This is a genomic window from Halobacillus sp. Cin3, assembly GCF_947311855.1.
Classification (GTDB): domain Bacteria; phylum Bacillota; class Bacilli; order Bacillales; family Halobacillaceae; genus Halobacillus; species Halobacillus kuroshimensis.
In genome coordinates this window covers 1,427,898-1,452,197 of sequence record NZ_CAMZMV010000001.1, presented here as the reverse complement: position 1 = coordinate 1,452,197, position 24,300 = coordinate 1,427,898, and the positions used below count along the sequence as shown (strand labels likewise).

At 46.8% G+C, this 24,300-nt stretch carries 22 protein-coding genes; 21 read left to right on the top strand and 1 reads right to left on the bottom strand.

What is annotated here, in order from left to right; translation table 11 throughout:
• The first annotated feature begins 118 nt into the window (after nucleotides 1-118).
• From QMA39_RS07735 to QMA39_RS07705, 7 genes are all read left to right on the top strand, one after another.
• Entirely contained in the window at nucleotides 119-1,357 is a 1,239-nt protein-coding gene (locus QMA39_RS07735) for a malic enzyme-like NAD(P)-binding protein (RefSeq protein ID WP_027955153.1), read from the top strand.
• Between the two features lie 78 nt (nucleotides 1,358-1,435).
• Nucleotides 1,436-2,029, top strand: a complete 594-nt coding sequence (locus QMA39_RS07730) for a GntR family transcriptional regulator (protein ID WP_027955154.1) — start codon at nucleotides 1,436-1,438, stop codon at nucleotides 2,027-2,029.
• A 100-nt stretch (nucleotides 2,030-2,129) separates the two neighbouring features.
• Nucleotides 2,130-2,990 carry an acetyl-CoA carboxylase, carboxyltransferase subunit beta gene (gene accD, locus QMA39_RS07725; RefSeq protein ID WP_281658322.1) on the top strand — a complete coding sequence of 287 codons (861 nt, stop codon included), beginning with the start codon at nucleotides 2,130-2,132 and terminating at the stop codon, nucleotides 2,988-2,990.
• A complete protein-coding gene (locus tag QMA39_RS07720) occupies nucleotides 2,987-3,949 on the top strand; it encodes an acetyl-CoA carboxylase carboxyltransferase subunit alpha (RefSeq protein ID WP_027955156.1) in 963 nt (320 codons plus the stop codon). Before accD ends, QMA39_RS07720 begins: the two co-directional genes overlap by 4 nt.
• Before the next feature lie 220 nt (nucleotides 3,950-4,169).
• Nucleotides 4,170-5,129 carry a 6-phosphofructokinase gene (gene pfkA, locus QMA39_RS07715; protein ID WP_027955157.1) on the top strand — a complete coding sequence of 320 codons (960 nt, stop codon included), beginning with the start codon at nucleotides 4,170-4,172 and terminating at the stop codon, nucleotides 5,127-5,129.
• A gap of 29 nt (nucleotides 5,130-5,158) precedes the next feature.
• Nucleotides 5,159-6,922, top strand: a complete 1,764-nt coding sequence (gene pyk, locus QMA39_RS07710; protein ID WP_027955158.1) for a pyruvate kinase — start codon at nucleotides 5,159-5,161, stop codon at nucleotides 6,920-6,922.
• Between the two features lie 102 nt (nucleotides 6,923-7,024).
• Complete coding sequence (locus QMA39_RS07705) at nucleotides 7,025-7,417, top strand: FxsA family protein (RefSeq protein ID WP_206935542.1); 393 nt, start codon at nucleotides 7,025-7,027, stop codon at nucleotides 7,415-7,417.
• A 32-nt stretch (nucleotides 7,418-7,449) separates the two neighbouring features.
• Here the strand turns inward: QMA39_RS07705 and ytvI are convergent, their stop codons facing one another.
• On the bottom strand, nucleotides 7,450-8,556 hold the full coding sequence (ytvI, locus tag QMA39_RS07700) for a sporulation integral membrane protein YtvI (protein WP_281658321.1): 1,107 nt from the start codon (nucleotides 8,554-8,556) through the stop codon (nucleotides 7,450-7,452).
• A 252-nt stretch (nucleotides 8,557-8,808) separates the two neighbouring features.
• Between ytvI and citZ the strand changes: the two genes are divergently transcribed.
• The 14 genes from citZ (at nucleotide 8,809) to speD (ending at nucleotide 24,257) form a co-directional block, all read left to right on the top strand.
• A complete protein-coding gene (gene citZ, locus QMA39_RS07695) occupies nucleotides 8,809-9,927 on the top strand; it encodes a citrate synthase (RefSeq protein ID WP_027955161.1) in 1,119 nt (372 codons plus the stop codon).
• 103 nt (nucleotides 9,928-10,030) lie between these two features.
• A complete protein-coding gene (gene icd, locus QMA39_RS07690; protein WP_027955162.1) occupies nucleotides 10,031-11,305 on the top strand; it encodes an NADP-dependent isocitrate dehydrogenase in 1,275 nt (424 codons plus the stop codon).
• A gap of 23 nt (nucleotides 11,306-11,328) precedes the next feature.
• Nucleotides 11,329-12,267, top strand: coding sequence for a malate dehydrogenase (mdh, locus tag QMA39_RS07685; RefSeq protein WP_027955163.1), 939 nt, complete (start codon nucleotides 11,329-11,331; stop codon nucleotides 12,265-12,267).
• An 82-nt stretch (nucleotides 12,268-12,349) separates the two neighbouring features.
• Nucleotides 12,350-12,826 carry a MaoC/PaaZ C-terminal domain-containing protein gene (locus QMA39_RS07680; protein ID WP_027955164.1) on the top strand — a complete coding sequence of 159 codons (477 nt, stop codon included), beginning with the start codon at nucleotides 12,350-12,352 and terminating at the stop codon, nucleotides 12,824-12,826.
• A 208-nt stretch (nucleotides 12,827-13,034) separates the two neighbouring features.
• Entirely contained in the window at nucleotides 13,035-13,739 is a 705-nt protein-coding gene (locus tag QMA39_RS07675) for a response regulator transcription factor (RefSeq protein WP_027955165.1), read from the top strand.
• A complete protein-coding gene (locus tag QMA39_RS07670) occupies nucleotides 13,740-15,497 on the top strand; it encodes a HAMP domain-containing sensor histidine kinase (protein WP_027955166.1) in 1,758 nt (585 codons plus the stop codon).
• Nucleotides 15,498-15,688: 191 nt separating this feature from the next.
• Complete coding sequence (gene hflK / locus QMA39_RS07665) at nucleotides 15,689-16,657, top strand: FtsH protease activity modulator HflK (protein WP_027955167.1); 969 nt, start codon at nucleotides 15,689-15,691, stop codon at nucleotides 16,655-16,657.
• Entirely contained in the window at nucleotides 16,654-17,583 is a 930-nt protein-coding gene (locus QMA39_RS07660; RefSeq protein WP_027955168.1) for a protease modulator HflC, read from the top strand. The genes hflK and QMA39_RS07660 overlap by 4 nt, the downstream gene beginning before the upstream one ends.
• Before the next feature lie 152 nt (nucleotides 17,584-17,735).
• A complete protein-coding gene (gene polA / locus QMA39_RS07655; protein ID WP_281658320.1) occupies nucleotides 17,736-20,375 on the top strand; it encodes a DNA polymerase I in 2,640 nt (879 codons plus the stop codon).
• Nucleotides 20,376-20,391: 16 nt separating this feature from the next.
• Nucleotides 20,392-21,231, top strand: a complete 840-nt coding sequence (gene mutM / locus QMA39_RS07650) for a DNA-formamidopyrimidine glycosylase (protein ID WP_281658319.1) — start codon at nucleotides 20,392-20,394, stop codon at nucleotides 21,229-21,231.
• Between the two features lie 44 nt (nucleotides 21,232-21,275).
• Nucleotides 21,276-21,872: a manganese efflux pump gene (locus QMA39_RS07645; protein WP_281658318.1), complete on the top strand. Its 597-nt coding sequence runs from the start codon at nucleotides 21,276-21,278 to the stop codon at nucleotides 21,870-21,872.
• A gap of 12 nt (nucleotides 21,873-21,884) precedes the next feature.
• Complete coding sequence (gene coaE / locus QMA39_RS07640; RefSeq protein WP_027955172.1) at nucleotides 21,885-22,484, top strand: dephospho-CoA kinase; 600 nt, start codon at nucleotides 21,885-21,887, stop codon at nucleotides 22,482-22,484.
• Nucleotides 22,485-22,615: 131 nt separating this feature from the next.
• Complete coding sequence (locus QMA39_RS07635) at nucleotides 22,616-23,650, top strand: glyceraldehyde-3-phosphate dehydrogenase (RefSeq protein ID WP_206935527.1); 1,035 nt, start codon at nucleotides 22,616-22,618, stop codon at nucleotides 23,648-23,650.
• 229 nt (nucleotides 23,651-23,879) lie between these two features.
• A complete protein-coding gene (gene speD / locus QMA39_RS07630; RefSeq protein WP_027955174.1) occupies nucleotides 23,880-24,257 on the top strand; it encodes an adenosylmethionine decarboxylase in 378 nt (125 codons plus the stop codon).
• Nucleotides 24,258-24,300 lie beyond the last annotated feature (43 nt).

Genomic DNA, 24,300 nt, shown 5'->3' with positions numbered 1-24,300 from the left:
CATATTTTTGAAAATCTTTACACGACCTTTTCATCTGTTATAATTAAGGAGTTACTGGTGGTCAGACCACCTGGGTCGGTTTAATCATTCATTCATTCATTTAAAGGAGCGTGTTGTTGTGTCAAATCTGCGAGATGAAGCATTGCATATACACCGAGTGAACAAGGGGAAGCTGGAAACACATTCAAAAGTACCTGTACGGAATGCTAAGGATCTAAGTCTTGCCTACTCCCCTGGAGTGGCTGAGCCATGTAAGGAAATCTACGACCATAAAGAAACGGTCTACGATTATACCATGAAGGGGAACATGGTGGCGGTGGTCAGTGACGGCTCTGCCGTGCTTGGACTTGGAAATATCGGTCCTGAGGCTGCTCTTCCAGTCATGGAAGGGAAAGCCGCATTGTTCAAAAGCTTTGCCGGCGTTGATGCTTTTCCTATCTGCCTGAACACGAGAGAGATTGATCAGATTGTGCAGACGGTGAAGTTGATGGAGCCTACGTTTGGCGGCGTAAACCTTGAGGATATCGCTGCACCAAACTGCTTCATCATTGAAGAGCGTTTGAAGAAAGAAACGAACATCCCGATCTTCCATGATGATCAGCACGGAACGGCCATCGTGACGGTCGCAGGCTTGATGAACGCTTTGAAGCTGACAGGAAAATCTTGGTCGGATATTAAAGTGGTGGCCAATGGGGCAGGGGCCGCAGGAATTGCTATTATTAAATTACTTTATCATTTCGGTGTACGTGATATTATTATGTGTGATTCCAAAGGCGCTATCTTTGAAGGCCGCGACTACGGAATGAATGATGTCAAAGATGAAATTGCTAAAATTACGAATAAAGACCGTGTCGAGGGTGCCCTTGAGGAGGTCATGGAAGATGCTGACGTCTTCATCGGTGTATCTGTGGGTGGTTTGTTGTCCAAAGAAACGGTCTCCCGTATGAAGGATGACTCCATCATCTTTGCCATGGCCAACCCGGAACCGGAAATCATGCCGGATGATGCGAAGGAAGCAGGGGCCCGTGTCATCGGTACAGGACGGTCCGATTTTCCTAACCAGGTAAATAACGTTCTGGCTTTTCCAGGAATCTTCCGGGGGGCTCTTGATGTACGTGCGACTCGAATCAATGAGAAAATGAAAATCGCAGCTGCGGAGGCGATTGCTTCCCTTGTAAGTGAGGAAGAGTTGAATGAGGATTATGTTATTCCTGCTCCCTTTGATCCGCGTGTAGCTCCAGCTGTGGCAGCAAGCGTTGCAAAGGCCGCGATGGAATCAGGCGTAGCCCGTCATCATGTAGACCCTGAAGAGGTGGCAGAAAAGACGAGACAGCTCACTTTAATTGATGAAGAATAAGTGCCGGAAAAGGGGAAAGGAATCTTTCCCCTTACATATGGCCATAGGATAAAAGCGGGAAAGAGGTGTTCGGGTACGTTGACTAAACCACAAGGGAAGGTATATGAAGGGGTTTTGTATCAATTGAAAGCCTACATTGAGGAGAATCAATTGAGCCCTGGTGATAAGCTGCCTTCTGAACGCGAACTAAGCGAACAGCTCGGTGTAGGAAGGTCATCGATCCGCGAGGCGTTCCGAGCAATGGAACTGCTCGGTCTGATTGAAACCCGCCGCGGAGAAGGTACCTATATGAGATCCTACCGCCCGTATCATATGGTTGAACTGCTGTCGAACTTCCTGTTAACGGAAAAGAGGACAAAAGAGGAACTATTGACAGCTATGCAGATGATCGAAAAAGAAGTATTGACGATTCTGCAGCATAAGCTGACCAGCGAACAGCTCCACCGTCTAAAAGACATCATAGAAGGACATGTTGGTAAGGAAAGGCATCACCATGTGTTTGACTATCTTTTTTCTACATGTGGGCAGGAGCTGCTTTTCTCTATGTGGCAGTTTATAGCCGGATTTACCAATACCGTACATCATGTGCACTATGATAAAAGCTGGTATGATGCTGTGGCGGAAACCCTGCAGAAGGGCAATACAATGGATATCATACAGCTCTATCGTTGAAAATGATGTCGAAACCATAACGACAAATTCAGCAGTATTACGCAAAGTACTTTTTGTATATTGAATAGAAAGGAAGCTTTGTCCCAAAGGAGGAATCACCTTGCTTAGAGACTTTTTCAGCAAGAAAAAAAGGTATGCATCCATACCAAGCCAGGAAGCCAAACAGGATGTACCGGAAGGTTTAATGCAGAAATGCCCCAACTGTCAAAAAATCTTCTATCGTAAAGAATTAAATCGGAATATGAATGTCTGCCCATATTGTGATCATCATCACCGTCTCAATGCCTATGAACGGATTGAGCACTTGTTTGATGAGGGTACGTTTACCGAATGGGATAAGCATATGATTTCCAGCAACCCGCTCGGCTTTCCCGATTACGAGGAGAAATTAGAGAAAGACCGGTTGAAATCCGACCTCAATGAAGCTGTAGTAACGGGTAAAGCCCGGATGAACGGCCTTGAGGCGGCAGTAGCTGTCATGGATTCCCGGTTCAGAATGGGGAGTATGGGATCCGTAGTCGGTGAAAAAATAACGAACGCCATTGAAAAGGCCCGCGAAGAAGGGGTTCCATTTATCATCTTTACGGCATCCGGGGGCGCACGTATGCAGGAAGGAGTCCTCAGTCTCATGCAGATGGGAAAAACTTCTGTCGCGCTGCAGCGCCTTCATGCAGAAGGGGGCTTGTTCATTTCTGTCATGACTCACCCGACTACAGGCGGTGTATCAGCCAGTTTTGCTTCCCTTGGTGATTATAACTTTGCAGAACCTGGAGCTTTGATTGGTTTTGCGGGACGAAGGATTATTGAACAGACCATCCGGGAAAAACTGCCGGATGATTTTCAGACGGCTGAATTTCTGTTGGAGCATGGCCAGTTGGACCGTGTTGTCCACCGCCATGAACTGAGAGAGACACTGACCACTGTTCTGGATCTTCACGCAGTAGGAGGAAGCCGGTTATGAAACACGTGTTAGAATTTGAAAAACCAGTCATCGAACTAAGAGAAAAAATTGTAGATTTGAAACAGCTCACAGACAGCAGTGAAATGGATTTAAGCGATGAAATCGCCAAGCTGGAAAAACGTCTGGAAAAGCTGGAAACGGACGTCTATGACCGGATGGCGCCATGGGACAGAGTCCAAATGGCCCGCCATCCGGAGCGGCCGACGACCCTTGATTATATTGAGCACTTATTTACAGATTTCCTGGAGCTTCATGGAGATCGTACATTTGGTGATGATGCGGCCATTGTTTCTGGAATTGCCAGGTTCAATGAACAGCCAGTCACAGTCATTGGTCATCAGCGTGGGAAAGATACGAAAGAAAACATCCGGCGTAACTTCGGGATGCCTCATCCGGAAGGGTATCGTAAAGCGCTTCGTTTAATGAAGCAGGCGGAGAAGTTCAAGCGCCCGATCATTACGTTCATCGATACGAAAGGCGCTTATCCAGGGAAAGCAGCAGAAGAACGCGGGCAGAGTGAAGCGATTGCCCGCAATTTGATGGAAATGGCCGGCTTGACTGTGCCCATCATCTGCATTGTCATTGGTGAAGGAGGAAGTGGGGGAGCTCTCGGACTCGGCATCGGAGATAAAATATTCATGCTGGAAAACTCCACGTATTCTGTTATTTCTCCAGAAGGAGCATCGTCCATTTTATGGAAGGATGCGGGTCTTGCTCAGGAGGCCGCTGAATCGATGAAGATTACTTCCTACGACTTGAAAAAATTAAACGTCATTGACGGTGTCATCCCAGAAGTGAGGGGTGGAGCCCACCGTGATGTCGAGAAGCAGGCGCAGGAAATCAAACAGGTACTGACCGATTCTCTGAATGAACTTCATACTTTGAATCATGATCAACTGTTGGAGAATCGTTTCAAAAAATATAAAAACATTGGCGATTACTCATATCTTGATTTATAATGGTAGGGTTGAAATATAAAGGTCCGTTATTGGAAGGTCGCACATTTCGTGCGGCTTTTCGCATCTTTACAGGATGGTAACGTTATCACGGGAAAAAGAATGGTCCGGCTGTGCAAAAAAGGGTAGACTGTAAAGGGAGTCCTAGAGATCAGGGGGACTGAGGTTTCAATTCATCTTTAGTTGGAAACAACATAAATAGATTACTTTTGAGGTGATGAGAATGAAAAAAATTGGAGTACTTACGAGTGGTGGAGACGCTCCAGGTATGAACGCGGCCATCCGTTCAGTTGTCAGGAAAGCTATCTATCATGACATTGAAGTATACGGCATTAAATACGGTTACCAGGGTTTGATCGACGGCGACATCGAAAAAATGGAACTGGGATCTGTAGGTGACATCATTCAGCGCGGAGGAACCAAGCTTTATTCTGCCCGTTGTGAAGAGTTCAAAACCGAAGAGGGTCAGTTGAAAGGCATTGAACAATTAAAAAAACATGGTATAGAAGGCTTGATAGCTGTCGGCGGTGATGGTACCTTTATGGGGGCTAAGAAACTTACGGAAAAAGGCTACCCATGCATCGGTGTACCAGGAACGATCGATAACGACATACCTGGAACTGATTTCACAATTGGGTTTGATACCGCATTGAATACCATTATTGATGCCATTGACAAAATTCGTGATACAGCTACGTCCCATGAGCGGACGTTCATCATAGAAGTCATGGGCCGCGACGCCGGGGACCTTGCCCTTTGGGCTGGACTTGCGGATGGTGCGGAAAGTATCATGATTCCGGAAGCGGAAGATGAGCTGGAAGATATTATCGACCGTCTTCGAAGAGGACATGAACGTGGCAAAAAACACAGCATTATCATCGTTGCCGAAGGCGTCTGCACAGGCGGCGAACTTGCCCGCCGTATTGATGAAGCTGCCGGCTTGGAATCCCGTGTCACTGTACTGGGACATACACAGCGCGGAGGATCCCCGAGCGCTGCGGATAGAGTTCTTGCAAGCCGCTTAGGCGCTTATGCCGTCGATCTGCTTATCGAAGGAAAAGCAGGCCGCATGGTCGGTATCCAAGCGAACAAACTGGTGGACCATGACATTGTGGAGATCTTGAACGCCAAGCATACGGTTGACCTTGATATGTATCGTCTTTCCAAAGAACTATCTATATAAACGTAAGAGGCACTAGAGGAGGAAATAATATGTTTAGAAAAACAAAAATCGTCAGCACAATTGGACCAGCGTCTGAATCTGTAGAAAAGTTGACACAGCTTATTGAATCAGGGATGAACGTCGCCCGTCTGAACTTTTCACACGGAGATTTCGATGAACATGGCGCACGTATTACAAACATCCGTGAAGCTTCAAAAGCCGTAGGAAAGACTGTAGCGATCCTTCTGGATACCAAAGGTCCGGAAATTCGAACCGGTTCTCTAAAAGGTGGAGAGTGCTACCTTGAAAAAGGATCCACAGCCTACGTATCCATGAAGGATATCGAAGGCGATGCAGGACGCTTCTCTGTGACTTATTCCGGTCTCATCAATGACGTGCACCCTGGATCAAAAATCCTTCTTGATGACGGTCTTGTGGAACTTCAGGTGGAAGAAGTAGACAAGGAAAATGAAGAAATCAAGACAACCGTTCTTAACAATGGACCATTGAAGAACAAAAAAGGGGTCAACGTTCCAAACGTGAGCGTCAACCTGCCTGGTATTACAGAAAAAGATGCCAAGGATATCGAGTTCGGAATTGAGCAGGGTGTTGATTTCATCGCTGCATCTTTCGTACGTCGTGCCTCTGATGTTCTTGAAATCAAAGAACTTCTTGAAAAGCATAACGCCAACCATATTCAAATCATTCCAAAAATCGAGAACCAGGAAGGTGTCGACAACATCGACGAAATTCTTGAAGTCAGTGATGGATTGATGGTTGCCCGTGGTGACCTTGGTGTTGAAATTCCAGCAGAAGATGTACCTCTTGTACAGAAGCAGTTGATCCGCAAATGCAACAAAGCCGGCAAGCCGGTTATTACAGCTACACAAATGCTTGATTCCATGCAGCGCAACCCACGTCCAACGCGTGCGGAAGCTTCTGACGTAGCCAATGCCATTTTTGATGGCACCGATGCGATCATGCTTTCCGGCGAAACAGCTGCTGGTGACTATCCGGTGGAAGCAGTCCAAACGATGCATAATATTGCTTCTAAAACAGAAACAGGCTTGAACCACGTATCCCTGCTGCAGGACCGCTCCAAGCACAGTGACATGACAATCACAGATGCCATCAGCCAGTCTGTTACCCACACAGCGATCAACCTGGATGCAGCAGCCATCGTTACGCCGACTGAAAGCGGACATACAGCCCGCATGATTTCCAAGTATCGTCCAAAAGCTCCGATCGTAGCGATTACATCTGACGAAGAAGTAAATCGCAAGCTTTCTCTTGTATGGGGTGTCTATGCAGTAATGGGGCCTCGCGCGTACTCTACGGATGACATGCTTGATGTTGCCGTTGAACGCAGCCTTGCTTCAGGTCTTGCTGACCGCGGTGATCGTGTCATCATTACAGGAGGCGTACCTGTAGGTGAGAGCGGTACAACCAACCTGATGAAAGTTCACGTCATCGGTGATGTTTTAGTCAAAGGCCAGGGTGTCGGCCAGAAGAGCGCGTATGGTCGTGCCATCATCGCTAAAGATGCTCAGGATGCCATCAACCGTGTAGAAGACGGCGATATCATCGTCACTCACGGAACCGATCGTGACATGATGCCTGCCATCGAAAAGGCGGCTGGAATCGTTACACTTGAAGGCGGTCTGACTTCTCACGCAGCCGTTGTCGGACTAAGCCTTGGTATCCCGGTTATCGTCGGCGTACCAAATGCTCTTGAACTGATCAAGGATGGTTCCGATCTTACCATTGACAGTTCCCGTGGTGACATTTACGAAGGACATGCAAGCGTCCTGTAATAGGTAGAAGGAAAGGCAGGGATTGAGATCCCTGCCTTTTATTTTTTTACCTTACAGCATTATAAAGGTATAATGGAGGAAAGGAAAAGAAGGGAAGATGCTATGTTTCGCTGGTTATTCATCCTCATATTGATCATACCCGCATTGGAAATCGGTCTGCTGATCGGGGCCGGTAATGTCATCGGACCATGGTGGGTCATTCTTCTGATTATAACTACGGGGGCCCTTGGAGCCTGGCTTGCGAAAAAACAAGGACTGGAAACGATCCAGAATGTCCAGCTCTCCATGCAGCAGGGGCGTATGCCTCAGGATGCTTTATTGGATGGGGCTTGTATCCTTGTAGGAGGAGCTGTCCTGTTAACGCCTGGATTCATTACAGATGCGGCAGGATTCATCCTTCTCCTGCCCGTGACGCGAACGCCGTTAAAAGGACTTGTGAAACGGGCGATTCAAAAAGCTATGGATAAAGGAACCGTAACCATTTACAGAAAATAAAAAAACTCCATTTCCGGACTGGAAATGGAGTTTTATTTTGCTGTAACAAAATGAAAGAGTTCTTTCAAAGCTCCAGTCCTCTTTAATGTTTGAAAGACCATCAGCAAAAGCGGACTGAGCATGATGCCATAGACGCCGAGAAGTTGAAATCCCACAGCAAAGGTAAGAAGCAGGACAATAGGAGGGACACCGAATTGATCAGCCATCAGCTTGGGCTCCAGAAGCTGCCTTGTCGTAACGACGACAGCGTATAGAACAGCAAGCCCGATCGTCATCGGGAAATCCCCCGAAAAAAACTGGAACAGCATCCATGGGATGAAAATCACCCCTGTCCCTACATAAGGAATGAAGTCGACCAGACAGGCGGCAGCCGTTACAGTGAGAGCGTGGGGAGCATCAAGCAGATAGAGACCGGTTCCTATAATAAGAGTGCTGATCGTTACAAGCATACATTGAGCCTTGATCAGTCCTTTGAATGTCTTTCCGATTTCAACACGCACCTGTACCGCACGTTCCTGGATAACAGCCGGAATGATACTCCCAAGAGGTCGGTGAATCGCTTCCCAATCCTTGCTGAAGAAAAAAGTACCGATGATAACGATACCTGTGTAAGCTAAAGAAGTCGGAACCATCCCTGCTATATGCCGGATACCCTCGAACAGACCACTTAACAAATCCATACTAACCCGACCTGCCTGGCTCTGCACAGCCTGCAGGTATTCATCGATGGAAGAGGTCACGATTCCGGAGTGCTCCAGAGAGGACTGCAGTCTTAAAATCAACGGCTCTGCCCATTCTCTTCCTTGATTCATTATAAACACCGATAAAGCGGCTGCCTGGGCAGGGAGATCTGTGGAATAGTGCTGAAATCCTTTGATCAGCTCAGCTACCACAAGGGCGAAGGTGCTGAGTGCAAGCAGGGTGAACATCCCGAGTACAAGTAGAATAGAGAGGAAACGGGGCAGATGAAGCCTGCGGGATACCAGAAGGATAAAAGGACGAAGGAGTGCCGCAAAAAGGTAGGCACTCAGAAAAGGATGTAAATAATTCCATAGGAACAGGAAAAGTATAGTGGCTGCCGTTAAGCCTGCGAGCAGCAGAACGGACCTTAAGATGATGGAAATAAGGTGGTTGGTCAACTCCTGCACCCTCTTTTTCAATGTAGATTGTAAAACTTCTGACCTGTTTGCACCCTGTTCACTAAGGGAATAAAAGGAAAAAGGTTCGATAAATTCCATCAAAATTAAACGGTTTCAATTCACATTCTCTTCAGAATACTTTATAATTGTGTGTGGGGTCATTTTCCTATAAAGGGATTCTGTTAAATGTAAAGCGTTTTCTTGTCAAACGGACAAGCATTCGTTTGGAACTTTTCGAAAGGGAGAGATTGTATGTCATCATCAACTAAAGGTCTTGAAGGGATTACAGCAACGGAATCATCCATCAGTTCCATCATAGACGATAAACTTACGTATGTTGGGTACGATATCGATGATTTAGCTAATAACTCAAGCTTTGAAGAAGTGATCTACCTTCTTTGGAATTTAAAGCTTCCTAATTCACAGGAATTGAAAGATTTCAAAGAAGATTTAATTTCCAATATGGATATTCCAAAAGAGGTCATTGATCATCTTAAATCCTATGATTTAAAGACAGTTCATCCAATGGCTGCCCTGCGTACAGCCGTTTCAATGCTCGGTCTGTACGATTCTGAATCCGACGTGATGGAAGAGGAAGCAAACAACCGCAAGGCGCTTCGTCTGCAGGCGAAAATTCCTACTGTGGTCACGGCTTTTGCCCGGATCCGTAAAGGGAAGGAGCCTGTCTCACCTAAAAAAGAACTCAGCTTTGCAGCGAATTTCCTTTACATGCTGAATGGAAAAGACCCGGAAGATCTTGAAGTTGAAGCCTTCAACAAAGCACTTGTCCTGCACGCAGACCATGAATTGAATGCATCTACATTCACAGCCCGTGTTTGTGTAGCCACTTTATCCGATGTATATTCCGGTGTAACAGCAGCTATCGGGGCACTGAAAGGGCCGCTTCATGGTGGTGCCAATGAGCGTGTCATGAAGATGCTTACGGAAATCGACAGTGTGGAAAATGCCGTACCGGCCATTGAGAAGAAACTTGAAAACAAAGAAAAAATCATGGGAATGGGCCACCGTGTCTACCGTTCCGGCGATCCACGCGCCAAGCATTTGAAAGAGATGTCCCGTGAGCTTACAAAGCTGACCGGCCACTCCAAATACTATGAAATGTCTATTAAAATTGAAGATTATATCAAGGAAAACAAAGGACTGCCGGCAAATGTGGACTTCTATTCCGCTTCTGTCTATCACAGTCTTGGAATCGATCACGACTTGTTCACGCCGATTTTCGCCGTCAGCCGTGTGTCCGGATGGCTTGCTCATATCCTTGAACAATATTCCAACAACCGCCTGATCCGTCCTCGTGCGGAATATGCAGGGCCTAAAGGCCAGACGTATACTCCGATTGAAGACCGTTAATAACCGGCAGTGAAGTTGTACCGGCTTTTTATTCATCCTATTTTAACGTATGATAGAATAGGATGAATCATCCATGATTACAGAAAATTTAGGAGGGTTTATTTTGACACAAGCACAAAAAATCGCAGTAGAACAAAACGGAACATTAAATGTACCTGATCGTCCGGTGATCCCATATATTGAAGGTGATGGTATCGGCCCTGACATCTGGGCAGCAGCCAGCCGTGTTATTGAAGCAGCTGTAGATAAAGCCTATAATGGTCAGAAATCGGTTGAGTGGAAAGAAGTCCTTGCTGGACAGAAAGCCTATGATCAGACAGGTGAATGGCTTCCGGAAGCTACACTGGACACGATCCGCGATTATAAGATTGCAATCAAAGGACCTCTAACGACTCCAATCGGTGGTGGAATCCGTTCCTTGAACGTAGCGCTGCGCCAGGAATTGGATCTATTCACATGTCTTCGTCCGGTCCGCTACTTCAAAGGCGTCCCTTCTCCGGTGAAACGTCCTGAAGATACGGATATGGCGATCTTCCGTGAGAATACTGAAGATATTTATGCAGGTATTGAGTGGCAGAAGGGCACTCCGGAAGTTAAAAAAGTCATCGATTTTCTGCAGAACGAAATGGGTGTACATAACATTCGTTTCCCTGAAACTTCCGGTATCGGTATCAAACCAGTATCTGAAGAGGGTACGAAACGTCTGGTCCGTGCCGCGATTGACTACGCGATCAACGAAGGACGTAAAAACGTAACGCTTGTCCATAAAGGAAACATTATGAAGTTTACAGAAGGTTCCTTCAAGTCATGGGGTTACGAAGTAGCAGAAGAAGAGTATGCAGGCAAAGTCTTTACATGGGCTGAATATGACCGCATCGTTGAAAAAGAAGGCAAGGATGCAGCCAACAAAGCTCAGGATGAGGCGGAAGCGGCAGGCAAAATCATCGTCAAAGATGCGATTGCTGATATTTTCCTTCAACAAATCCTGACACGTCCGAAAGAATTCGACGTTGTTGCTACGATGAACTTGAACGGAGACTATATTTCTGATGCTCTTGCTGCTCAAGTCGGCGGTATCGGAATCGCTCCTGGAGCAAATATTAACTTCGAAACCGGCCATGCTATTTTTGAAGCGACTCACGGTACAGCTCCTAAATATGCCGGGCTTGATAAAGTGAACCCATCTTCTGTCATCCTTTCCGGTGTCCTTATGCTTGAACACCTGGGATGGAGAGAAGCGGCTGATCTTATCGCTCAATCCATGGATAAAACCATCGGAAGCAAAGTCGTTACTTACGACTTCGCCCGTATGATGGATGGGGCAACAGAAGTGAAATGTTCAGAGTTTGGTGACGAACTGATTAAGAACATGGACTAATGGCAAGTGGAAGGAGAGGAACGATGAGTATTCAAAGAAGGAAGATCTCTGTCATCGGTGCCGGATTTACTGGTGCAACTACGGCATTAATGCTTGCTCAGAAGGAACTTGGGGATGTCGTCCTTGTAGATGTTCCGGATATGGAAGATCCGACGAAAGGAAAGGCACTGGATATGCTGGAAGCCAGCCCTGTCCAGGGATTTGATGCGAAAATCCAGGGAACTTCGGACTATGCGGATACGGAAGGTTCCGACCTTGTGATCATTACTGCCGGTATTGCCCGGAAACCGGGAATGAGCCGTGATGATCTTGTCAGTACCAACTCCAAGATTATGAAGAGCGTAACGAAAGAGATTGTGAAAAACTCCCCCGACTGTTTCATCGTCGTATTGACGAACCCTGTCGATGCGATGACTTATTCCGTCTTTCAGGAAGCCGGTCTTCCTAAGAACCGGGTCATAGGTCAGTCTGGTGTTTTGGATACAGCCAGGTTCCGTACGTTCGTCGCAGAGGAATTGAACATTTCCGTGAAAGATGTCACAGGCTTTGTGCTCGGCGGGCACGGGGACGATATGGTACCAATGCTTCGCTATTCCTTTGCGGGAGGTATTCCGCTTGAACGGTTGATTTCCAAAGAACGTCTCGAGGCAATTGTGGAACGCACGAGAAAAGGTGGAGGAGAAATTGTAGGTCTGCTTGGAAACGGCAGCGCCTATTACGCTCCTGCGGCTTCTCTTGTTCAAATGGCAGAGGCGATCTTGAAGGATCAGCGTCGTATTATCCCAGCCATCGCCTACCTGGAAGGCGAATACGGGTATGACGGCATTTACCTCGGTGTGCCTACCATCCTTGGCGGTAACGGTATCGAGGAAGTCATTGAGCTCGAATTGACAGAGGAAGAAAAACAACAGCTGGATCAATCAGCTGACTCTGTTAAAAATGTCCTCCATGTATTAAAATAAAGGAAAGAAGGGGTTCGGGGATATCTCGAGCCCCTTTTTCACACCAAATTAGCAAACGCTTTCAAAAAAAGGAGTGACTGCCATGATTGGGAAGAAAAGAAAACTCGGCAGAAAGATACAGGCTTTGAAAGTAGGAGATACTTTTACAACCACATCAAGAGTAGAAGACCGGGATCTGCTTATTTATCTTGGGCTGACCGATGATGCGAATCCGCTTTATATTCAACATGATTATGCATCCCAGACCCCCTTCAAACAGCCGATTGTACCCAGCGTTATGCTGTGTGGTATGGCATCATCCATCGTGTCCATGCATCTTCCGGGACCGGGTAGTCATATTATACATCAGCAGTTAAGCTATCCCCATCCTCTTTACCACTATGCAGAAGTCCGATTTCATGCAGAAATAACGGATATTAATCATGAGGAACACCATGTCGTTGTGGATATGCATGGATATGACGAGGAAGGAAAGGAAGTCATTCAGGGACAACTGACGGTCATTCCACCATATGAACCTGCCTCTATGAATGCCGTTTCCCTCGAAAACTTTTATTGAGTCATTCTCTCGTCTTATGGACAAGCTCTCTCAACCAGGCTTCCGGGATTGTATCCCGCAAGCCTGGTTTTTTTATGGCAGCAGAAACAGAGTCTTCACGTATGAAGACAGGGATTGGGACTATATTAAAATTAAGTAAAAATCATAAAGATCCGTATTCAAAATGTAAACTTCATTGTATGATGAGATTAACTTTGCAGTTGAGGTGATGGGATTGGAACAACAAAGAATACTAATTGTCGATGATGAAGAATCCATCGTAACATTGTTGAAATACAATATAGACCAGGCTGGATTTGAAACGGAAGTGGCTTATTCCGGCACGGATGCGCTTGAAAAAGCATCAAAATCTACGTTCGATCTCATCGTTCTGGACGTGATGCTTCCAGGGATGGATGGCATGGAAGTGTGTAAGCAGCTGCGTCAGATGCAGGTGTCCACGCCGATTTTGATGTTAACAGCCAAGGATGATGAATTTGATAAGGTGCTCGGCCTGGAGCTCGGGGCGGACGACTACCTAACGAAACCTTTCAGTCCAAGAGAAGTTGTTGCTCGTATTAAAGCAATCTTAAGAAGGATGGTCCGGGAACCGGCCGGTCCGGAAATGAAAATGATTCAAGTGGCCGATTTAGTGATTTACCCGGAGCAGTATGAGGCATCCATTAAAGACAAGCCTCTGACATTCACACCGAAAGAGTTTGAACTGCTTCTCTACTTAGGGCAGAATCTCGGGCGTGTCTTATCCAGAGACCAGCTGCTGAGCGCGGTCTGGAATTATGATTTTGCCGGAGATACCCGTATCGTCGATGTCCACGTCAGTCATTTGCGGGAGAAAATTGAACCCGACACGAAAAAGCCGGTGTATATCAAGACGATCCGCGGCCTTGGCTATAAAATGGAGGAGCCGAAATAAATGTCTTCCACCAATACAAAACCACTCATGACATACTCCGTACTCGTCGTAATCGTCATGCTTGGTCTTGGTGTCATTCTTGCCCAGCTGACGCGCGGGTATTTTATAAACATTTTTGAAGAGCGGGTGGAGCTTGAAAGCCGGTATTTCGTCACCTACCTGGAGAGATTCACGGATGAAGAGGATGTCAGTCAGGATGAACTTCTAGAGTTCAGTGACCAGCTGAATACCGGAATGGTTTTTATTTCAGATGACGGTGACAAACTGCTGGATACGGTGGAGGCTGTTCCCATTATCAGTGATCGTGAAAAACAGCATGTCCTGACCAGAGTGGAGGCCGACCAAATTGCAGATAATGAAGGGTATTTGATCGACAATATCTTTTATTATTCGGTCGATAACCAGGTCAACGATGTCGACGGGACGCTCATTCTCCTCTCGCCGGTCAATTCTTTGACCAACATTACCAAGAACATCTGGCTGTTGATCGGATGCACACTGTTAATCGGACTGGTGATTATTTTTGTTCTTGGCTATAATGTCTTTTCAAAATACATCCGTCCGATCCGTTCGGCAGCTGATGTAGCGAATGAACTGGCAGAAGGGAATTATAAAGCCCGCACGTATGAAGGGCACTTCGGTGAAGCTGGTCAGCTTAGTCAGTCGATTAATATCCTTGCACGCAACCTTCAGGAAATGACCAGTACGAAGGGGATGCAGGAGAATCAGCTGGAAGCGGTTATTAACAACATGGGTAACGGTCTGATGCTGATCGATGAAAAAGGGTATATCCTTTTGACCAACCGTGCCTTTATGGAGACTTTCGGCGGGGAGCAGAAGGATTACATCGGATTTCTTTACCATGATGCCATCCCATATACAACCATTCACGAGACGGTGAAAAAGATTTATATGTTTGAAGAAACCATCAGTGAAACATTCGTGCTCCCGGTCAATATCGATCGGAAACACCTTGAGGTAACAGGAGCCCCTATTTTCAGTGAAGGCCGGAAATGGAAAGGCGTTGTGCTGGTCTTCCATGACATTTCAGAGTTGAAGCATTTGGAGCAGATGAGAAAGGACTTTGTGGCTAACGTCTCCCATGAGCTGAAAACACCGATTACCTCCATCCGGGGATTTTCAGAAACGCTTCTGGACGGCGCAATGAAGGATGAGCAGATGCTGGAGCAGTTTCTTCAGATCATATTGAAGGAAAGTGGACGTCTTCAATCTCTTATTCAGGATCTCCTTGAGCTGTCCAAGCTGGAAAGGGAAGATTTTCTTCTCAATATTGAGAAAGTCGACGTCCAGCGTCTTCTACACGATCTTCTACCCATTGTCGAGCAGCATGCTGAACAAAAAGGTGTGCAACTGCAGGCATCTGTGGAAGGAGAAACCATTATCCGCGGAGATTCCAGTCGTTTAAAACAGGTGTTTATGAATTTACTGGCCAATGCGATTAATTATAGTCGTGATCATGGAGACGTTTCATTGACATTTAGAGAAAAAGAAGAGACGGTGATGATTTCTATATCTGACAATGGTGTAGGTATTCCGGAAGACGAGGTTCCGAGGATTTTCGAACGCTTCTATCGCGTCGATAAGGCAAGAAGCCGGAATTCTGGTGGTACCGGGCTCGGTCTGGCCATCGTCAAACATATTGTAGAAGCCCATCACGGAAACATTCACGTGGAGAGTGTAGTGGATCAAGGCACGACCTTCCATGTTGAGATTCCGAAGAAGTTTACGGAAAATTAATATTTCATTAAATTGGAATTAACAATGTTTCGATAAAATATCTTTGAAACCCTTTCATCCAAGGTGTTTTCTCTTATTGGCAGAAGCTTCCCTCGCTTCTGTCTTTTTTTTTGTATCAAAAAACAGGCTTTTGAAACCTTTTTGTTACAGTTTCGTAAAGAATAGTAATCTACATAAAAGGGGAAATCTACATGAGTCTGAAACAGATATATAAGTGGGCCGGCTTAATTGCCGGGGCGGCAGTCCTGCTTGTCGTATTCATGACCACATGGTACACCGTTGATGAGTCCGAGCAGGCGGTCGTGCTTACGTTCGGAGAAGCAGAGGATGGCATTACAGAGCCCGGTCTTCATTTTAAGATGCCGTGGCCTGTGCAGGAAGTAGAGAAAATGTCCAAGGAAACATTCAGCCTTGATTTTGGTTTTGATGAAGAAGGAGAAGAGGCTGATAAAGTGACAATGATTACAGGAGACGACATGATTGTGCAGGCAGATCTTGTCGTACAATGGAAAATCACAGATCCATCCGGTTATTTATTTGCATCGGAGAACCCTGAGCAGGTGCTGTTTAACGCCACCTCTTCAACACTGAGAGGGGTCATAGGCAGCAGTGAAATTGATGAAGCGTTAACATCAGGAAAAGCTGAAATCGAAAATGAAGTCAGAGAAGACCTTGTCCGCCTGATTGAAGGCTATGAGATTGGAATATCCATCATAGATGTCCGTCTGCAGGAGGTGGACCTGCCAAACGAAGACGTCCGTAGTGCCTTCACGAAGGTGACGGATGCGCGTGAACAAAAACAAAGTAAAGTGAATGAAGCCGAAAAGTATGCGAACCAGATGCGGGAGGAAGCCAAAGGTGAGAAAGATGCCATTATACAAAGAGCGGAAGGGGACAAGGTGGACAGGGTCCGGACAGCGGAAGGAGCAGTGTCCAAATTTGATGCACTGCTAAGTGAATATCAAGGCAATGAAAGTGTAACAAGGGAGCGTCTTGTCATGGAAACGCTCGAGGAAGTCCTGCCTGAAGCAGATGTGTATGTCATGAACGATGACGGAGATACGATGAAGTACCTTCCTCTTCAGCAGCAGAATCAGCCCGCCGCACCTGCACAGGAAGAGGACGGGGAAACAGAACAAGAAGAGGAGGAGCAATCATGACCGACGATCGGATTCAGGATATCAATGAAAAGCAGCAGAAGGATTTTCGGAAAATCATCAAAGGCGGCCTTGCTTTAGTGGCTGCTGCCGCATTGATATTGATCGCCCTCAGTTCTGTAGTGATTGTCAAAGAAGGGGAATATAAGGTAGTAAGGCAGTTCGGTGATGTTATCAAAATCCATGAAAGCCCCGGCTTGAAATTCAAGATCCCGCTGATCCAGGAGGTATCCACGCTTTCTCAAAAGAAAATGGTGTATGACGTGGATGAGAAGGAAATCACAACGCTTGATAAGAAAAGGATGATCATTGATAACTATGCCGTCTGGAGCATATCTGACCCTGAGAAAATGATTTCCAATGCGAGAACAATGATGAGTGCAGAAGCGCGGATGGGAGAATTTATCTTTTCGATCGTCCGGGCGGAACTCGGGAAAATGAATTTCTCTGAAATCATCAATGAGGAAGAAAGCTCACGGGGGACACTGAACGAAGAAATTGCCAAGCGGGTGAATGAATACCTGGATCGTGATAATTACGGCATAGTCGTGGATGATGTCCGTATTAAGCGTTCGGATCTTCCGCAGGCGAACGAGGAGGCCGTGTTCAATCAGATGATCACGGACAGGGAAAAAATTGCCCAGACGTATTTGTCGGAAGGGGAAGCAGAAAAAAGCCGTATCCGGGCTTCTGTGGATAGAGAAGTCAAAGAGATGCTGTCTACAGCCAGGGCCGATGCGGAAAAGATCCGGGCGGAAGGTGAGCAGGAGGCGGCACAGATCTATAACAATTCCTTCTCTGAGGATCCTGAATTTTATCAATTGTACCGAACGCTGGAATCATACAAGAAAACCATTGACGGTGAAACAACGATTATTCTGCCACAGGGATCACCATACGCCGACCTGCTTCTCGGCTACTACGAATAACGGCGGGGTACGCCTTTTCCTTCTCTCCATGAATCATGGTAGAATGAAGGAAAAGGCGTTTTCTTTAAGGGAACACTGGAATAATTACGCTGGAAAATGCAGACGCTCCTCTTTAAAGGAGAGAAAGGCATTTCCGGTTAAGGAGTGAGTTTATGGCTGAGAAAGTTGTATTGATTGATGGAAACAGTATCGCTTACCGGGCATTTTTTGCCCTGCCGCTGCTGAATAATGATAAAGGTGTGTACACAAACGCCGTCTATGGTTTTACGACAATGCTGCTTAAAATATTGGAAGAAGACCAGCCGGATCATCTGCTTGTTGCATTTGATGCCGGGAAAACGACTTTTCGTCATGAAACGTATCAGGAATACAAGGGTGGAAGGCAGAAAACACCATCTGAGCTGTCCGAACAGTTTCCTGTCCTAAAGGAACTGCTCGATGCGTTTGGAGTGAAATATTATCAGCTTCCGAACTATGAGGCAGATGACATTATCGGTACGCTGGCGACCCAGGCTGGAGAGAAAGATCATGAGGTGAAGGTCATCTCCGGAGACAAGGATCTTCTGCAGCTGGTCAACGATCAGATCACGGTCAGCCTTACGAAAAAAGGGATTACGAACGTCGATACATATACCCCTTCTTTCCTTATGGAAAAAATGGAGGTGCGGGCAGATCAGATTATCGACTTGAAAGCTCTTATGGGAGATAACTCCGATAACATCCCGGGTGTTCCCGGTGTTGGAGAGAAAACGGCTGTTAAGCTGCTGAAGCAGTTTGATACGTTGGAAAACCTGTATGAGAACTTGGACGAGGTCAGTGGTAAAAAGCTGAAAGAAAAGCTGGAGACAAACCGCGGCAATGCTTTCATGAGTCAGCAGCTCGTAACCATCGAGAGAAATGCGCCGATTGATGTCAGCGTCGATACGATTGGCTATGAAGGATATCAAACGCAGCAGGTGAGCGGTTTCTTCAAAGAACTCGGCTTCCAGTCCCTGCTTCCGAGGATCCAGGAAGGCGGAGAAGGGGAGTCTGTGGCTGAGTCTCTGCCGGACATCGATGTGAAAGTTGTCGAAGAAGTAACACCCGATCTGTTTACAGGCGGGGAAGCGCTTGTCGTGGAGATGCTGTATGAAAACTATCATACCGCTCCAGTCGAAGGGATTGCCATCGTCAATGAGGATTCCAAAGTGGTCCTTTCTATGGAGAATGCAGTGAAGTCAGAAGCCTTTGTATCCTGGGCAGAGGATGCGTCCAAGGAAAAATGGGTCTTCGATGCAAAACAGACCGCTGTAGCTCTCATGAGACACGGCGTGGACATCAAAGGGATCAGCTTTGATCTGCTTCTTGCTTCCTACCTGCTGAACCCTTCTGAAAATAATCATGATATTCCTGCCATCGCCCATCGAATGGGGGAGACAGCGGTCCAATATGATGAAGAGGTCTACGGAAAAGGAGCAAAAATGAAACGTCCGGAAGACGATCAAGTCGTCTACGAGCATATTGCAAGGAAGGCTGCAATTCTGTATAAGCTGAAAGGGAATATGGAGGAACAGCTGAAAGCCAATGAACAGTATGAGCTTCTCGTTGAGCTGGAAATGCCTCTGGCTGTTATTCTCGGGCGGATGGAGCACCGGGGTGTCTCGGTGGATGTCAGCCGTCTGCAGGAAATGGGGGCAGAGCTTGAAGAGCGCTTGAATAAAGTAGAACAGGAAGTCTATGAGCTGGCGGGAGAAGAGTTCAACTTGAATTCTCCAAAACAGCTTGGACCGATTTTGTTCGAAAAACTCGGCCTTCCTGTCATTAAGAAAACGAAAACAGGCTATTCCACCTCCGCAGATGTATTGGAACAGCTGGAGGATCAACATGAAATCATTTCTAAAATTTTGTTGAACCGACAGTTGTCCAAGTTGAAATCCACCTATATTGAAGGACTGCTGAAGGTGGTTCATGAAGATACCGGTAAGATCCACACCCGTTTCAATCAGGCGCTTACCCAGACAGGACGTTTGAGTTCCACAGATCCGAACCTGCAGAACATTCCGATCCGGCTTGAGGAAGGACGGAAAATCCGCCAGGCGTTCATTCCGTCCAGGGAAGGCTGGGTCATGTTTGCCAGTGACTATTCCCAGATTGAACTGCGTGTACTGGCACACATTGCAGGGGATGAGAAGCTGATTGAAGCGTTCCGTGAAGATAAGGACATTCACACTCAGACCGCCTCTGAGGTTTTCGGTGTGCCGGCTTCGGACGTAACGGGTGAAATGCGCAGGCAGGCGAAAGCCGTCAACTTCGGCATCGTCTATGGAATCAGTGATTATGGCTTGTCACAAAGTCTCGGCATATCGAGAAAAGAAGCCCAGGCGTTCATCGATAAATACCTGGAAAGTTATCCGGGAGTCAAAACCTATATGGAAGAGTCTGTCCGTGAAGCGAAGGAAACGGGCTATGTGCGGACGTTCATGAACCGCAGGCGTTATCTTCCGGATATTACAAGCCGGAATTTCAATAAACGCAGCTTTGCTGAGCGGACGGCAATGAATACCCCGATCCAGGGCAGTGCGGCTGATGTCATTAAAAAAGCCATGATCGATCTGGAAGAAAAGCTCCAGGAAGAAAAGATGGAAGCAAGAGTTCTCCTGCAGGTGCACGATGAACTCATCATTGAAGCGCCGGAAGCCGAAATTAAAAAGCTGGAAACGCTCGTCGCAGATGTTATGGAAAACACCGTAGAGCTTGATGTACCATTGAAAGTGGATTCCTCTTATGGAAATACATGGTACGACGCGAAATAAATAAGGAGAATGAGAGATGCCCGAATTACCAGAAGTGGAAACTGTAAGAAAAACGTTAAAGCATTTAACTGTAGGAAAAGAAATAAAGGATGTCTCCATTTTCTGGGGGAACATCATTAAACAGCCGAAGGATCCCAATGCCTTTGGTGACCTGCTTAGAGGACAATCCATCAAGGATATTGATCGCAAGGGGAAATTTCTCATTTTCCACCTTGATGACATTGCCCTCGTTTCCCATCTGCGGATGGAGGGGAAATTCGGCGTTTATGATGGAACGCTTGAGAAACCGAAGCATACTCATGTGATTTTCCATTTTACAGATGGAACAGAGCTCCGCTACAACGATGTCCGGAAGTTCGGCACGATGCATGCGTTTAAAAAGGGCGAAGAAGCCTTGAATAAACCATTGGTCCAGCTCGGCCCCGATCCTTTCGATGAGGCCTTCACCCTCGATTATTTTCATCAGAGGCTGCTGAAAACAAGCCGCAACATGAAGGCGGTCCTCCTGGATCAGTCCATTGTTGCCGGTCTTGGCAATATCTATGTAGATGAAGCGCTGTTCCGAGCCGGACTACATCCGGAACGGACGGCGAATACGCTGACGAGAGAAGAGGCCGAAAGCATCCGGGAAGCGAGCATCACGGTTATTCTGGAGGCAATCGAGCAGGGAGGCACAACGATCCGCTCCTACTTAAACAGCCAGGGTGAAATCGGAATGTTCCAACAGCAGCTCCGTGTGTATGGTAAACAGGATATGGAGTGCCAGAACTGTGGGACACCGATTGTTAAGACAAAAGTCGGCGGCAGGGGCACACACGTCTGTCCAGTCTGCCAGCCGCTTCACGTATCTGAATAAACAGCCATATACTATCCCACTTCCATGTTAGAGGAGTGGGCGGTATGGGCATCGGGATGTTCATTTTTTTATTTGTTACAGCCGTGAGTGTCGACAGCTTCGGGATTGGCTGCGTGCTCGGTTTGAAAAAAGTAAAGCTCGCATTCTGTGGCATTGTGGTGATTGCCTCTGTTTCAGGTATAGTCTTTCTTCTTTCCTCGTATTTCGGTCAGCTGCTCGTTCAAGTTGTCAAACCGGAAATGGCGGAAAAGGCTGGAGCTGTTGCCTTAATAGGTATCGGCATGTATTTTTTAAGACAGTTTTTTAAACAACATACCGAAAATCAGCAGGACCCCTGGCTGAACCCCGCAAAAGTTTTGAATGATCCAGTGACCGCTGATGTGGATAAATCCGGAGGGATTCAAGGTAAAGAAGTGTGGCTGCTTGGAACCGCCCTTTCCCTTGATACCATAGGGGCAGGCATCAGCGGAGCGCTGATCGGTCTCCCTGTTCTGTTGACGGGTGGACTTATCGCTTCATCTACGTTTCTTATGCTCGGAACTGGGATGATGGCCGGGGCAAAACTGACGAACAGGGTGGAAAGTATCTCTATTCTCCCGGGGGTTCTATTGATTATCATCGGCTTGATCAAGCTATCGTAAAGGAAGGGTTTTATGACACTGGTCATTGGTTTAACCGGTAGTATCGCAAGTGGAAAAAGTACCGTATCCGGCATGTTCGATGAATGGGAGATTCCTGTCATCGATGCGGATCAAATATCGAGGGATGTCGTCCGCCCTGGTGAGCCCGCCTACGAGGACATCGTACGGGTTTTTGGGAAAGACGTCCTTTTTGATGATGGAACACTGGATCGCAAAAAGCTCGGGAAGGTGATTTTCAGCAGCGAAGGACGAAGGAAAGAACTGAACGATATCGTTCACCCTCGTGTCCGGGAAGAAATGATCCGGCGGCGGGAATCTTATAAAACAAAAGAGGCCAAAGCGGTCGTTCTGGATATTCCCCTTCTTTTTGAGAGCGGACTGACGGATTATGTAGAAAAGGTGCTTGTCGTTGCAGTCGATGAGGAAACACAGCTCCAACGGCTGATGGAACGGGATGGTTCATCGAGGGAAGATGCACAGGAGCGGATCGCTTCGCAGATTCCTGTCAGCCGCAAATCGGAAATGGCGGATGCGGTTATCGATAATAATGGAACGAAAGAGGAAAGCTTTCACCAATTAAGAGACATACTTCACCGGTGGGACCTCGTATAATAACACGTCTGAGAAAGACGTGTTATTTTTGTGTAAAATTATTGAACCCACTTCAAAAGCGCTTGCAATATGTTATACTAATCCTAGAAATGATCCAAAAAAGTATATCATATATAGGGGGCTGGAACATCATGGGGAAAACAAAGATCGCCATTAATGGCTTGGGAAGAATCGGACGTATGGTATTCAGACAGGCGGCAGTAGATGATACCGTGGAGCTTGTGGCTGTCAATGCCAGCTATCCTGCTGAAACGATCGCTCACATGGTGAAATATGACAGTGTTCATGGACGATTCGACGGAGAAGTACGTACGATTCCTGAAGGGTTAATGGTAAATGGGAAGAAAATCAAGCTCTGTTCTACGAGAAACCCGGCTGAGCTCCCTTGGAAAGAGCTTGGTGTGGACATCGTAATCGAAGCTACCGGAAAGTTCCGTACGAAGGATGAGGCTGCTCTCCATCTGGATGCAGGTGCAAAAAAAGTCATCATTACAGCTCCGGGTAAGGAAGTCGATGCGACCATTGTGATGGGGGTCAATGAGGATTCCTATTCCCCTGAAACGCATGATGTTATTTCCAATGCTTCGTGCACGACCAACTGTCTGGCGCCGGTGGTCAAAGTGCTGGAAGATGAATTCGGTATTGAAAACGGCTTGATGACGACGGTTCATTCTTTTACCAATGATCAGAAGAACCTGGATAACCCTCACAAGGATCTGCGGAGAGCCCGTGGGTGTACGCAGTCGATCATACCGACCTCCACAGGAGCGGCCAAAGCCCTGGGAGAGGTCATTCCAAGTATGAAGGGAAAGCTGAACGGAATGGCTTTACGTGTACCGACACCGAACGTCTCTTTAGTGGATCTAGTCGTCGATCTGAAGAAAGCGGTTACGAAGGAAGAGTTGAATGAAGCGTTCGCATCTGCCTCACAGAGGGACATGAAAGGCATTCTGGAGTACAGCGATGAACCACTGGTATCCATTGATTACACGACCTCTCCGTCTTCCGCCATCATTGATGGGCTGTCCACACAGGTGATGGAAGGCTCAAAAGTGAAAGTGCTTGCCTGGTATGATAATGAGTGGGGCTACTCCTGCCGCGTCGTTGATCTGGCGAAATATGTGGGAAAATTATTGAAACAGGAAAGGACGGCGAGAGTGTCTTAAAGGACGCCTCTGATTCCGGGTGAAGACTCTTCACGACCCTTTTCAGGCTTCTTAAATATATCTTGCAAAAACGGGATAAACCCTTTATACTTTCTTTTGAACTTCTGAATTTCAAAAATCTTCATGTCTACTCAAAGGGTTAGGACCTCTCAGGACTAACTTTCCCCCGTGGTAGTACATGGCCGCAATTTCAGAGGGGAAGAAGTTAATGTACAAAGGGGGATCCGTTATGGATACAATGGGAAGACACGTAATAGCTGAACTATGGGATTGTAATGAATCAAAATTGAACGATATGTCGTATATAGAACAAGTTTTTGTTGATGCTGCACTCAAAGCCGGTGCAGAAGTGAGAGAGGTGGCTTTTCACAAGTTTGCCCCTCACGGTGTTAGTGGTGTTGTTATCATTTCAGAGTCACATCTGACGATACACAGCTTCCCGGAGCACGGATATGCAAGCATTGACGTGTATACGTGTGGAGACCGGATCGATCCCAATGTAGCTGCGCACTACATTGTGGAGGCTTTGGAAGCCGGCCGGAACGAAACGGTTGAAGTACCAAGAGGAATGGGTCCTGTAGAAGTCAAGGAAGCCCGTGCTCTGTAAATGCACAAAATGAGAAAGTCATGCAGGAGGTTCTGCATGGCTT

What these genes read in the sequence shown, in the direction of transcription:
- QMA39_RS07720 (WP_027955156.1), top strand. Translation starts at nt 2,987, where the DNA reads ATGAAACACGTGTTAGAATTTGAAAAACCAGTCATCGAACTAAGAGAA.
- QMA39_RS07645 (WP_281658318.1), top strand. Translation starts at nt 21,276, where the DNA reads ATGGGCATCGGGATGTTCATTTTTTTATTTGTTACAGCCGTGAGTGTC.
- speD (WP_027955174.1), top strand. Translation starts at nt 23,880, where the DNA reads ATGGATACAATGGGAAGACACGTAATAGCTGAACTATGGGATTGTAAT.
- hflK (WP_027955167.1), top strand. Translation starts at nt 15,689, where the DNA reads ATGAGTCTGAAACAGATATATAAGTGGGCCGGCTTAATTGCCGGGGCG.
- QMA39_RS07680 (WP_027955164.1), top strand. Translation starts at nt 12,350, where the DNA reads ATGATTGGGAAGAAAAGAAAACTCGGCAGAAAGATACAGGCTTTGAAA.
- citZ (WP_027955161.1), top strand. Translation starts at nt 8,809, where the DNA reads ATGTCATCATCAACTAAAGGTCTTGAAGGGATTACAGCAACGGAATCA.
- QMA39_RS07675 (WP_027955165.1), top strand. Translation starts at nt 13,035, where the DNA reads ATGGGATTGGAACAACAAAGAATACTAATTGTCGATGATGAAGAATCC.
- QMA39_RS07670 (WP_027955166.1), top strand. Translation starts at nt 13,740, where the DNA reads ATGTCTTCCACCAATACAAAACCACTCATGACATACTCCGTACTCGTC.
- pfkA (WP_027955157.1), top strand. Translation starts at nt 4,170, where the DNA reads ATGAAAAAAATTGGAGTACTTACGAGTGGTGGAGACGCTCCAGGTATG.
- coaE (WP_027955172.1), top strand. Translation starts at nt 21,885, where the DNA reads ATGACACTGGTCATTGGTTTAACCGGTAGTATCGCAAGTGGAAAAAGT.
- polA (WP_281658320.1), top strand. Translation starts at nt 17,736, where the DNA reads ATGGCTGAGAAAGTTGTATTGATTGATGGAAACAGTATCGCTTACCGG.
- QMA39_RS07635 (WP_206935527.1), top strand. Translation starts at nt 22,616, where the DNA reads ATGGGGAAAACAAAGATCGCCATTAATGGCTTGGGAAGAATCGGACGT.
- QMA39_RS07660 (WP_027955168.1), top strand. Translation starts at nt 16,654, where the DNA reads ATGACCGACGATCGGATTCAGGATATCAATGAAAAGCAGCAGAAGGAT.
- mutM (WP_281658319.1), top strand. Translation starts at nt 20,392, where the DNA reads ATGCCCGAATTACCAGAAGTGGAAACTGTAAGAAAAACGTTAAAGCAT.
- pyk (WP_027955158.1), top strand. Translation starts at nt 5,159, where the DNA reads ATGTTTAGAAAAACAAAAATCGTCAGCACAATTGGACCAGCGTCTGAA.
- QMA39_RS07705 (WP_206935542.1), top strand. Translation starts at nt 7,025, where the DNA reads ATGTTTCGCTGGTTATTCATCCTCATATTGATCATACCCGCATTGGAA.
- mdh (WP_027955163.1), top strand. Translation starts at nt 11,329, where the DNA reads ATGAGTATTCAAAGAAGGAAGATCTCTGTCATCGGTGCCGGATTTACT.